General features: G+C 64.6%; 10 protein-coding genes. 3 read left to right on the top strand and 7 right to left on the bottom strand.

What is annotated here, in order from left to right; translation table 11 throughout:
• Nucleotides 1-36 precede the first annotated feature (36 nt).
• Nucleotides 37-1,143 (top strand): enolase C-terminal domain-like protein, encoded by a 1,107-nt coding sequence (locus WB785_RS08255; protein ID WP_424078383.1) that lies wholly within the window; start codon nt 37-39, stop codon nt 1,141-1,143.
• An 88-nt stretch (nt 1,144-1,231) separates the two neighbouring features.
• On the top strand, nt 1,232-1,819 hold the full coding sequence (locus tag WB785_RS08250; RefSeq protein ID WP_424078381.1) for a hypothetical protein: 588 nt from the start codon (nt 1,232-1,234) through the stop codon (nt 1,817-1,819).
• A 9-nt stretch (nt 1,820-1,828) separates the two neighbouring features.
• Here WB785_RS08250 and WB785_RS08245 read toward each other — a convergent pair whose 3' ends face one another.
• From WB785_RS08245 to WB785_RS08220, 6 genes are read right to left on the bottom strand one after another with little or no spacing between them, the layout of a single operon-like run.
• Nucleotides 1,829-2,647 (bottom strand): sugar phosphate isomerase/epimerase family protein, encoded by an 819-nt coding sequence (locus WB785_RS08245; RefSeq protein WP_424078380.1) that lies wholly within the window; start codon nt 2,645-2,647, stop codon nt 1,829-1,831.
• A gap of 13 nt (nt 2,648-2,660) precedes the next feature.
• Complete coding sequence (locus WB785_RS08240) at nt 2,661-3,425, bottom strand: SDR family NAD(P)-dependent oxidoreductase (RefSeq protein ID WP_424078378.1); 765 nt, start codon at nt 3,423-3,425, stop codon at nt 2,661-2,663.
• A gap of 32 nt (nt 3,426-3,457) precedes the next feature.
• Nucleotides 3,458-4,267: an MOSC domain-containing protein gene (locus WB785_RS08235; RefSeq protein ID WP_424078377.1), complete on the bottom strand. Its 810-nt coding sequence runs from the start codon at nt 4,265-4,267 to the stop codon at nt 3,458-3,460.
• The gene (locus WB785_RS08230) at nt 4,267-5,535 is read right to left on the bottom strand and encodes an amidohydrolase family protein (RefSeq protein ID WP_424078376.1); all 1,269 of its coding nucleotides are present in this window, start codon (nt 5,533-5,535) and stop codon (nt 4,267-4,269) included. Before WB785_RS08230 ends, WB785_RS08235 begins: the two co-directional genes overlap by 1 nt.
• A gap of 12 nt (nt 5,536-5,547) precedes the next feature.
• Nucleotides 5,548-6,321 carry a class II aldolase/adducin family protein gene (locus tag WB785_RS08225; protein WP_424078375.1) on the bottom strand — a complete coding sequence of 258 codons (774 nt, stop codon included), beginning with the start codon at nt 6,319-6,321 and terminating at the stop codon, nt 5,548-5,550.
• Nucleotides 6,308-7,912, bottom strand: coding sequence for an AMP-binding protein (locus WB785_RS08220; RefSeq protein WP_424078374.1), 1,605 nt, complete (start codon nt 7,910-7,912; stop codon nt 6,308-6,310). The genes WB785_RS08225 and WB785_RS08220 overlap by 14 nt, the downstream gene beginning before the upstream one ends.
• Nucleotides 7,913-8,008: 96 nt before the next feature.
• Here WB785_RS08220 and WB785_RS08215 point away from each other — a divergent pair, with 96 nt between their 5' ends.
• Nucleotides 8,009-8,380 (top strand): ClpX C4-type zinc finger protein, encoded by a 372-nt coding sequence (locus WB785_RS08215; RefSeq protein ID WP_424078373.1) that lies wholly within the window; start codon nt 8,009-8,011, stop codon nt 8,378-8,380.
• On the opposite strand, the gene WB785_RS08210 is transcribed toward WB785_RS08215, so the two are convergent.
• Nucleotides 8,344-10,596 carry a molybdopterin-dependent oxidoreductase gene (locus WB785_RS08210; protein WP_424078372.1) on the bottom strand — a complete coding sequence of 751 codons (2,253 nt, stop codon included), beginning with the start codon at nt 10,594-10,596 and terminating at the stop codon, nt 8,344-8,346. The two genes, WB785_RS08215 and WB785_RS08210, sit on opposite strands and share 37 nt — an antisense overlap.
• Nucleotides 10,597-10,731: the final 135 nt, after the last annotated feature.

Below are 10,731 nucleotides of genomic sequence, written 5' to 3'. Positions count from 1 at the left end.
GGCATACCCGGTTTCGCTTGGGGGTAGCCAACGAATATGACTGCGCATTCAGGCGTGCCGATCGACTCCGTCGAAGTGTCGGCTTACACGGTTCCGACCGACGCCCCGGAGTCGGATGGCACGTTTGCCTGGGATTCGACCACCCTGGTCTTGGTGACTGCTCGTGCCGGTGACCATGTCGGGATCGGCTACACGTACGCGGGCACACCCGTTGCCACAGTGGTGCACTCGAAGCTGGCCGACGTCGTCACCGGCAGCGACGCTTTGCAACCGCCGGCGCGGTGGGCGGAGATGCAGCATGCGATCCGCAACCTGGGCAGACCGGGCGTGGTGGCCGAAGCAATCGCTGCGGTCGATATTGCGTTGTGGGACTTGCGATCACGGCTGCTGGATGAGCCGCTCGTTGTCGCGCTCGGTGCGGTCCACGACGCGACGCCGATCTATGGCAGCGGCGGTTTCACGTCATACGACAACGACACTCTGCGATCACAGCTGACTGGGTGGGTCGAGGCGAGGATTCCCCGCGTCAAGATGAAGGTGGGCCGTGACCCTTCCACGGACGACGCCCGGGTCGCGGCAGCACGGTCGGCGATCGGCACCGAGAACGAGCTGTTTGTCGACGCCAACGGCGCCTACACCCGTAAACAGGCACTCCTGTGGGCCGAACGGTTCGCTGAGCACGACGTCCGCTGGTTCGAAGAGCCGGTGACGTCGGACGATCTCGACGGCCTTCACCAACTGTGCGAGCAGGGACCCGCCGGGATGGACATTGCTGCCGGCGAGTACGGCTATGACCTGCCATATTTCCAGCGGATGCTCGATGCCGGCGCCGTCGATTGCCTGCAGGCCGATGTCACCCGCTGCCTGGGCATCACCGGCGTGCTCAAAGTCGGCGCGCTGTGCGACGCCCGCAGCATGGATCTCTCCTTGCACTGCGCCCCGCAGGTCAGCGCGCACGTCGGAACGGCGTTATGGCACCTGCGACATCTGGAGTACTTCCACGACCACGTGCGACTCGAAGGTTTGGCTTTCGACGGAGTCCTGGAACCCGAACCGGGCGGCTTGCTGCGTCCGGACCGGACGGCACCCGGTCATGGATTGACCGTCAAGCATGCCGACCTTGAGCCGTTCCGGGTGCGCTGACATCGCCGAGAACGGCTACATCCGACCAGATAAATCGGCCCTGGGTTACCGTTTCGGAGATTAGCTCGATTGAAGGGAGTAGGGCCCGATGAAGATTTCCCCGCCGGTTGTCGCCGGTGTGATCGTGGCGTCAACGCTGGCGGGAGTGTCGGTGGCCGGCTGCAGCAGCCATTCGACGTCCTCGGCGCCGACATCGGGATCAACCACCTCCACACACGCCGCGCAGCCTGGCGACTACACCCAGCTGCTGATCAAGGCCGGTGACATCAACGCACCCGAGCCATTCACCGCCGGCCCAGCGGTCAAGAACCCGAATGGCCAACAAGGCGCACAAATCACCTTCAACGACCAAGACAAGGCCCACACGATCATCGACACCATCCAGATCATGTTGGACCCTGCGGCTGCTGCGAACGCGCTCGATTCGGCGAAGGCAGTGCACCGCGAAGCCTTGCTCGCCAAACCCCTGGGGGTTGACGTCGGGGTCGACGGCGCGACGATCTCGGGACCCTCACCGGATCGCTCCAAGACGGTGACGATGTTGGTTTTCACCGAGGGCAAGGCGTTCGTCACGATCGAATTCGACGGCCCGTCATATGCACTGGCCCCGCCGGAGTTTGTGGCCGACGTCGGCCACAAACAAGACGACGCCATCAAGAAGGGCCTCGGATCGTAGATTGCGCCGTTAGCACGCCGCCAGCAGCGCCCGCGCGGCCTCGACGCACGGAAGTATCCGGTCGTAGGCGCTGACGCCCGCTTCCGCGCGGGACCGCATCGGCACCTCCAATCCCACCACGCAATCACCTGGCAGCGCCGCGAGCATTTCAGCCAGCGGCAACTCGCCGTCGCCCGGCGCCAACCGGTGATACATCGCCTCCTCGGCGTAGTGGTGCTCCTTGGTGGAGCGCAACGGGACGTCACATAACTGCACATGCCCGATCCGCTCGGCGGGCAGCGATCGAAGGTCGTCCGGTCCGGCACCCGAGCGGGCCACATGCATCGTGTCGATCAGCAGGCTGATCTCGTCGCGGCCGACATGCTCGACGGCGGCCATCGCGGCCGATAGGTCAGCGATGGCGAGGCCGGGAACGGGCTCGACGCTGGTCAAGATGCCTCGTTCGGCGGCCAACTCGGTGAGCACGGCGAGTTCGTCGAAGGTGCGCCCCCGGTCCGGCTCCAAGCTGACCGTGTTGATCCGCGGGATTCGCAGTTGCGCCATGATGTCCAGATCGGCTGCATACGAACGAACGTCGACCCCCGGTGCGATGAGCAGGCCCTCCCCCAATGCGATCGACACGCCTCGCTCGTCCATCGCCGCAAGGAGATCCCTACGCAGTCGGGCATCGTCGCGTAACGAAAACGGCTTATAGCCAAGCGCTTTCAACGGCGCAAAGCCGGTCATGCCGGTGGTGATATAGCGGCAACCCACATCGGCGACGAGGTGTACGTAGTCGACCGGCGGCATGCCGAAGACACAGAGCATCTCGACACCGAGGCGATCCATCGGGCCGGTCCGCTCAGCCGCCGACCATGGCGAGGCCGCCGTCCACGGGGATCAGCTGCCCGGTGATGAACCCGGCGCCCTCGCCGGCGAGAAAAACCAACACCGGCCCCAGGTCACGTGCCGGGTCGCCGAGCTTGCCGCCGAGCGGAATTGACAACATCATCTGCTGATCGAGGAATGCCGCGGCATCGGGACCCAGGAATTCTCGGAACCGGTCTGCGCCTGGGGTTTGAACTGCGGGTGCCAGCGCATTGACGGTGACTCGGTCTGCACCCCAGGCTTTGGCCGCCGACCGGGTCCAGGCTTGGACGGCGCCCTTGGTGGCGGAGTACACCGCGGCGATCGGGCTGCCCATCACCGCCTCGGAGGACCCGAAGTTGATGATCTGTCCACCGTTGCCGCGCATCACCGCATGTGCCGCCTGATTGGTGAGAATCGTTCCCTTGACATTAGTTGCCAACAGGAAGTCGATTTCGTCGCTGCTGATGCGTCCGGGCACTCCCGCCTGCCACAAGCCGGCGGCGTTCACCAGCACATCCAGCCCGCCGAGTTCCTGCACGGCACCATCAAACGCCGCGTCGACCGCCTCGGGATCGCGGACATCGCACTGCAGCCACGTGACCGGGCCGATGTCGTCGGCGGGCGCGGTGCGATGGTACGTCGCGACCAGGCGCGCCCCCGCCTCGTGCAACACCCGCACCGCGGCGGCGCCGATACCGGTGGCACCGCCGGTGATAAGGATGCGCCGGCCCGCCAGTGACGAATGAGCTACGGTCATGGCCGCGCAGTCTATCCGCCTGTTAGCCGTGGCTATTGCGGGGTTACCGGATCGCCGGTGTGGATGGTGCCTGCCGCCAGGACCGTCAGGTAGACCCCGGCGCAGGGTACCGGGCCGGATCCCGGTGATTGCAGCCGGTTTTCGGCGGCCGGAGTGCGTAGCGCGTGAGGTGCCCGCGGTAGCGCACCGTGCTCAAGCGTGGGCAACGCACACCGTGACGTTGGTTTCAAAACATGCATCCGTGTTGCACCGACGGTCAGATCCCTACCAACCCAATCGTTTTCCGCATAGGGCGGGTAGCCCGGCGGGGTGGCGATCACGATATTGGGTCGGTACCGCAGCGCCTCGGTGCCGATGTGCTCAACAGTGGCCGTCGTGATCGCATGCAGCGGTGCGAGGTCGGTGAACGAGTCTCCGGGCGTCGCTTGGGCGATCTCGAGGACCTGGCCGGCGACTTCGGCATCTTCGCCCAGCTCCAAGACCGTCTCGGGGTCGGGCCTTTCCAGGCTCGCGCCCTGTGGCCGTCTGCCGACCAGGCTCACGGAGCGTCCCACCAACTGCGAGAGGACTTCATCGATGCCGGGGTCGGCGGCCGCGATGCTTGCGCCATCGGGCAGCCGGATGACTACCTGGCCGGTGTCCCCGCTGGCGGTGAACTGTAAAAGCTTGCGCCACAACCGCGGCTGCTTGGCGCTGGCCACCCGGTTGGTCGCCGAATCAACAAGGGCCAGCCGCCGGTCCCCCGACGCGCCACCCTCATCGACAACCATCGATGGCACAACCTCGCCGAGCATCGACTTCACCGGGTAGCGGCGCAGACTCTCCACGTGCATCGGAGTCATCAAAACGCCTCTGGATCCCGTTGTACGTCGGGCGGAACCGGATGGCGATACAACCGCGAAGCGTTCTCCCAGGTGATCTTGCGGATCACGTCGGCCGGAAGATCGCTGATTTGCTCATGGATCGTTTCTTGGGTGTGCGGCCAGGTGGAGTCGCAGTGCGGGTAATCGGCTTCCAACATCATGTTGTCCACACCGATGCGGTCGTACTGTACGAATGACGACTTGTCTTCCACCGCGCAGAACCAGAAGTTGCGGGTGAAAACCTCTGCAGGAGTGAGGCTCTCCCCCAATGACGCCCAGGTTCCATACATCGCGTGGTAGCTGAGCATGTGGTCGAGGCGATCCAGCAACCCCGCAACCCAGCCGATGCCACCTTCGGACAGACAGATCTTCAGTTCGGGAAATCTGCTGGGCAGCCCGGAGTACAGCCAGTCGACCGCTGCCGAGATGGCATAGGCGAAGAACAGCACGCCCTGCACGTCCGGTGGCGCGTCATCGGTGGTGGACGGCGACGAACCCGACGATCCGATATGAAGGTTGACGACGGTTTCGGTTTCGGCGCATGCCGCCATCATCGGATCCCAGTGCCCGGAGTGAATACTCGGCAATCCGAGCATCGCCGGGTTCTCGCTGAAAGTGACGGCGTGAAAGCCGCGCTCGGCATTCTCATAGATCATCTTGGCGCCGAGCTCGGGATCCAGCAGCCAGGGCAACTGGCAGCCAATGATGCGGCCGGGATAGGAACCCGCCCAAACCTCGTGGTGCCAGTCATTCCACGCGCGCACCGAGGCCAACGCCAGATCGCGATCGGTCGTTACCTGCTGTAGGCGCTGGCCGGCGAACCCCGGCAGAAACGAGGGGAAGTTGAGCGAGGCGTAGATGCCATTGAGGTCCATGTCTTTGACGCGGTGGTGGATGTCCCATGCGCCGCGGCGCATTTCGTCGAATCGAACCGGCTCGAATCCGTACTCCGACACCGGACGCCCGACCACTGCGTTGAAGCCGACATTGGGCAGTTCCTGATCGTCGTAGACCCAAGTCTGTCCGCCGTCCCCGGTGTCCACAACCTTGGGTGCGCGCTCGGCGAATCTGCGTGGCAGACGCCCGGTGAAGGTGTCGGGGGGTTCGACAATGTGATCGTCGACTGAGATCACCGTGTAGCGGCGGTGCGCCCGCGGCGGGTCGGGCAAAAAGGTGACGGAGCGATCTTCGCCGGTTTTGGCGGTGGTGAAGTTCGGGTTGGCGGCCAGCTCGTCGATTGATTTCATTCGTCAGTCCGCTCAGTTCAGCACGGCGGGATCGGCTTTGATGGTCATCCGGGCCGCGCCTGCCCAGTACACATCGGCGGCGCGTTCGATCAGCGACCGTTGCATACCCGCCATGTCCGACCAGTTCATCGTCACCGGGTCGTTGCCGGTAAGCATGACGTCGTAGGCGAGCTTGCATACCCGCTCGATCGACGCGGCGCGGTAGACGGCCTGGGCCAGGTTGCGCCCGGTTGCGATAACACCGTGGTTGGCCAAAATGGTCAGGTTAGCTCCGCCAATGCGGGCCGCGAGATCGGCTGCGCGGGAAGGGCTGTCGATCTCGCCGTCGTATGTGTCGACCAGACACAAATCATCCAGGAAAAGCGATCCGGTCTGATGAACCAGCTCGGGCAGCCTGCCCATCGCGGCGAGCACGCATACGTAATAGGGATGGTTGTGGATGACCACGCGTGCGTCCGCGCGGATGCGATGCAGTTCGGTATGGATATGGATTGCCGGCGTGACATCCCAACGGCCCCGGACCACCCGGGCTTCGCTATCCACCAGGCAGATGTCGGATGCGGTCAGTTCCTGCCACCACAGTCCCCAGGGGTTGACCAGCATTTCGGCGTGCCCGTCAGGCTGCCAGGTGATGTGTCCGGCCATGTTTTCCGCGAAACCGATGGCGGCCAGGTGCCGGAACGCCACAGCGAGCGCCTGCTCTTGCGATAGCTCGACGCCGATCGGGGGTACCACCGAGGGCGACCACACTTCCAGGCCGCCTCGCCGTGGGTTACGAGCGTTCATGGTTGGCCTCCATCCTGGCCCGAATATCGTCACGGAGCCGGCCTTTGGCGATTTTTCCGCCGGACGATCGGGGTAGTTCATCGACGACAATCAGTCGCTCCGGCAGCAGCTCTTTGGAGGTGCCCTGTGCCAACAGAAACTCGACGAGTTCGGGCAGCTCGATCGTCACCGAGTCGGCGAGTTCGGCATAGAGGCAGACCTTCTCACCGAACACCGGGTCGGGCATGGCGACCGCTGCCGCCACGGCGATCGCGGGGTTGGTGGTGGCGGCATCCTCGACCTGCGCTGCGCTGATGTTCTTGCCGCCGCGCAGGATGAAATCGGACGTTCGGCCGGTGACGCTCAGATAGCCGTCCGCGTCGATCTCGCAGATGTCGCCCATCCGCATCCACCCGTCGCGGGTGAACAATTGATCATGGTCGACACCGCCTAGGTAGCCGAGGCTGGTTGCCGGACCCCGGCAGGCGGGCTGGCCTCTGCCGGTGTCGGTGACGTCGTTGTCCCCGTCAAAGAGCCGGACCGACATTTCCGGAACGATGCGACCGGTCGTGCGAAGTCTGCGTTGCTCCGTGTCATGCACGGTCGTCCCACTGAGCAGGCCGGTTTCATTGGAACCGTAGAACTGCAGGACCGTTGCGCCGGTGAGTTCCTCGAACTCGGCGGCCGGCCGGTACGGCAGTGCCTCGCCACCGGTGAAAACGACACGTAATGAGCTCAAGTCGTAATCTCGGCTGGCGGGATCGGCCATCAGCATCGTCAGTTGCGTACTGACACAGCACAACACGGTGACCTTGTGTCGGGCTATCGCCTGACACGTTGCCGTGGTGGTGAAGCGTTCCAGGATCACCGACGTGGCGCCCAGGTAGATCGGAGTGGTGTGGCTGGTCCATATCCCGAAACCGAAAGGCATGGGGATGACCGGCAAGAAGATGTCGTCGGGCGTGAGCAGCCCGTTGGCGACGGCCTTCTGGTGGAAGTAGTACCAACGGTTTTGGGTGTGCGCGACGCACTTAGGCAGCCCGGTGGTGCCCGAGGTGGAATTGATCAGGAAGACGTCGTCCGGTCCGAGTTGGGGCTCAGGCGTCTTGGGGTGAACTTCGGCGTTCAGGCACAGCGCTCCCCCGTCGCGCGTCATGACCAGCAATTCGACTGCCACGGCCCCCGCGGCATCGGCGCGCTGTTGATCGGCGATCAGCATCTTCGGCTGCGCGGTGCGCAGCAGCTGCGCGACCTCGCGGGTGCCGGCGCGCGCGCCGATACCAACGACGACGGCGCCGCAGCGTTCGATTGCGACGAACAGCACATGGATCGCAGCCGAGTCGCCGTGCCAAACCGCGATCCGATCTCCCCGCGTGACGCCTAGGCCGGCTAGCTGTTCGGCCAGAGTTCGTGCGGCGTAGTCGAATTCATGCCAGGTCAGCGACACGCCTGGATGGTCGAGGTAGGCGACGCGGTCCGGAGACTGCTCGGCGTTGCGGCGTACGGCATCGGAGAGGGTGAGGTCGGACCACCAGCCTGCCGCCCGGTAGCGCGCCGACTCGTCCACGGTGAATGCGGGCGAGCCCACGGTATCCAGCCCAGCGGCGCTCATAAGCAGATGATATTGCCCACGATTCCGCGCGCTTCCTTGTCAGGATGTGCCTGACGCATTATCTTTGTCAGGGCGATCCTGACACGAGGAGTTGCGATGAGGTCGACGGCAACCCAAACCGGGCAGCTTTGGTGCTCATTTTGCGGCAAGCCGCACACCGAGGTCGACAAGCTGGTGGCGGGTCCTGGCGTGCATATTTGCAACGGATGCATCGCGTTGGCCGCAACGGTCGTTGATCAGTCTCGGGATAAGCCGCATGAGTTTCGGCTGCCGGTGTGGGAGTCGCTGAGCGACCAGCAGATGCTCGACCATGTTCCCCGGATGGCGGTGGTGGCTCAGCAAGTCGAGACCACCCTGCGGTCGTGGGTACTGGAACTCCGCCGCCGCGGCGTTACGTGGGCGAAGATCGGTGCGGCCCTTGGCATCACGCGTCAATCCGCGTGGGAGCGATTTTCCGGAGAGGAATAGCGCGATCGCACTCGATCCCCGATGATCGTCACCGGGATGCCATTGAGGGCACCATTGCCCGACGGCTCGTCGATAAATGTCGGTGGGGACAGCGCGTTGGTGTTTGCGCCCGGTGAGCTGTTCGCCACCGACATGCGGGTTCCTGGCTTGCCGTGTCCCCAGCCGTGTGGCATCGATACCACGCCGGGTTTGATCGCGTCGGTGACCTCCACCGGCACTTTGATCTCGCCGGCCGCGGATTTCACCGTGACGACGTCGTCGTCGGCTACGCCGCACCGCGCCGCATCGTCGGGGTGGATCAGCAGCGTGCAGCGGTCCTTGCCCTTCATCAGCGCAGGCACGTTGTGCATCCACGTGTTGTTTGATCGCAAATGCCTGCGGCTGACCAGGACAAGCGGCTCGGCCGGCCTCTCTATCCGCTCAGCCAGCCGCGGTACGTCATCGAGCAGGTATTGCGGGGCGATGCGGATCTTCTTGTCGGGAGTGCCGAGCAGGTCGGGCAGCTGCGGCACCATCGGTCCGAAGTCGATTCCGTTGGGATTGGCCTTGAGCATCTCCAAGGTGAGCCCGCCGGGGTTCTGGCCGTACCGATCCCCGAAGGGCCCGGTACGTAGCGTGAGGTCGAGCATGCGCTCCGGGCCGCCGTGGTCGTAGAGCTTGCGGATTTCCGCGCCGTCGAGTCCTTGAGTGAAGGCCAGGTAATCGAAATAGCCGTCATCGATCGCGGCGACGTCGACGTCCTCGGCGGGGGTGCCCGTGCACAAGCCGGTCAGCCGGATCAGAATCTCCCACTCGTGCGGGCGATCACCCGGGTCGAACACCGGTGCCGAGTAATTCGCGATGCTGTGAATGGCGAACAGCAGAATCAGGTCGTCATGGTGAGGTTGTTCCAGTGGCGACAGCCCGGGCAGGATGACGTCGGCATGCCGCGTCGTCTCGTTGAGCCAAAGATCAACGGAGATCATCGCTTCCAGCATCGGCAGCACCTCGTCGAGCTTGTCGCCGCCGGGCGTGGACAACACCGGATTTCCGGCCACCGTGATCAGTGCCTTGAGCTGCCCCTCGCCCGGGGTGGCGATCTCTTCGGCCATGCACGACACCGGGGCCTGCCCGAGCACCTCCTTAGCGCCGCGGACCCGGGTGTGCCAGCGGCCGAATTCGGCGACGCCGCCCTCCAGGCCGGGCAGCGGCTGCGTCGTGATCGACCAGGCCGCCGGCTTCGGGAACATCGCCCCGCCGGGTGTGTCGAAATGGCCGGTCAAAATGTTGACCACGTCGACCAGCCAGCTGGCCAGGCTGCCAAATTCCTGATTACACAAGCCAATTCGACCATAGACCACAGATCGCTCGGTCTCCGCGAGTTCGCGGGCCAGCCGTCGAATGCGGTTCTCGTCGATTCCGGTGACGCCGCTGACCCTCTCGGGCGGCCAATCCGCGGCGACTCGGCGCATCGCGTCAACATCGTCGACATAAGGTCCCGGATCGATGAGGTCTTCATCGAAGAGGGTGTAGACGACGGCCAGCAGCAGCGCCGCGTCCGTGCCCGGCACTATCGGCAGCCACTCATCGGCCCGCGCCGCGGTCTGGGTGCGCACCGGATCGATCACGATCACCTTGCCGCGCTTGCGGATCGCGTCAATCAGCCCCATCACGTTCGGCGCGGCCAGCAGTGAACCTTGCGAAGCGGCGGGATTGGCTCCCATGATCACCAGCAGGTCGGTGCGCTCGATGTCGGGCACCGGAAAGTTCCACCAGAGGCCGTACATCAGGTGCGACGACAGGTTCTTTGGCCATTGGTCCACGGTTCCCGGCGAGTACATGACCGGCATCCCGGACATCCCCATCAGCACCCCCGCATACCGGGCCAGCGAAAACGAATGTGCCAGCGGGTTGCCGGTGTAGGCGGTGACCGCGCCGATCCCGTACTTCTCGATCACCGGCGTCAGCAACTCGGTGCAGCGACGAAACGCCTCGTCCCAGCTGACCTCCTGCCAGCTGCCCCCGACTTTGATCATGGGTCGGCGGATCCGGTCGGGATCGTTGTGCAACGCGCCCAGCGTGGTGCCCTTCGGGCAAAGGTGCCCGTGGCTCCAGACGTCATCGGGGTTGCCGCGGATCTTGGTGACTTTCCCGTTGTTGGGGCCGCCGTCGACGTGAATCTCCAGACCGCACATCGCTTCACACAGTGGACAGGTGCGGAGATGCCTGCTGGCCATCCGCCCACTCTATTCCGCTACTACAGGTAACGGAAGTGGATAGCCCCGAGTCGGGCGCGCGGGTTCGGGCCGGATCGGTGGTCCGGCTGTGGCTTCGGGGTGACGGCGACGCCGGAGTGCGAGAACCGCGCCGGC

Source organism: Mycobacterium sp., assembly GCF_049585075.1.
Classification (GTDB): domain Bacteria; phylum Actinomycetota; class Actinomycetes; order Mycobacteriales; family Mycobacteriaceae; genus Mycobacterium.
This window is presented reverse-complemented; position numbering and strand designations above follow the sequence as displayed.

What these genes read in the sequence shown, in the direction of transcription:
- WB785_RS08255 (WP_424078383.1), top strand. Translation starts at nt 37, where the DNA reads ATGACTGCGCATTCAGGCGTGCCGATCGACTCCGTCGAAGTGTCGGCT.
- WB785_RS08250 (WP_424078381.1), top strand. Translation starts at nt 1,232, where the DNA reads ATGAAGATTTCCCCGCCGGTTGTCGCCGGTGTGATCGTGGCGTCAACG.
- WB785_RS08245 (WP_424078380.1), bottom strand. Translation starts at nt 2,647, where the DNA reads ATGGATCGCCTCGGTGTCGAGATGCTCTGTGTCTTCGGCATGCCGCCG.
- WB785_RS08240 (WP_424078378.1), bottom strand. Translation starts at nt 3,425, where the DNA reads ATGACCGTAGCTCATTCGTCACTGGCGGGCCGGCGCATCCTTATCACC.
- WB785_RS08235 (WP_424078377.1), bottom strand. Translation starts at nt 4,267, where the DNA reads ATGACTCCGATGCACGTGGAGAGTCTGCGCCGCTACCCGGTGAAGTCG.
- WB785_RS08230 (WP_424078376.1), bottom strand. Translation starts at nt 5,535, where the DNA reads ATGAAATCAATCGACGAGCTGGCCGCCAACCCGAACTTCACCACCGCC.
- WB785_RS08225 (WP_424078375.1), bottom strand. Translation starts at nt 6,321, where the DNA reads ATGAACGCTCGTAACCCACGGCGAGGCGGCCTGGAAGTGTGGTCGCCC.
- WB785_RS08220 (WP_424078374.1), bottom strand. Translation starts at nt 7,912, where the DNA reads ATGAGCGCCGCTGGGCTGGATACCGTGGGCTCGCCCGCATTCACCGTG.
- WB785_RS08215 (WP_424078373.1), top strand. Translation starts at nt 8,009, where the DNA reads ATGAGGTCGACGGCAACCCAAACCGGGCAGCTTTGGTGCTCATTTTGC.
- WB785_RS08210 (WP_424078372.1), bottom strand. Translation starts at nt 10,596, where the DNA reads ATGGCCAGCAGGCATCTCCGCACCTGTCCACTGTGTGAAGCGATGTGC.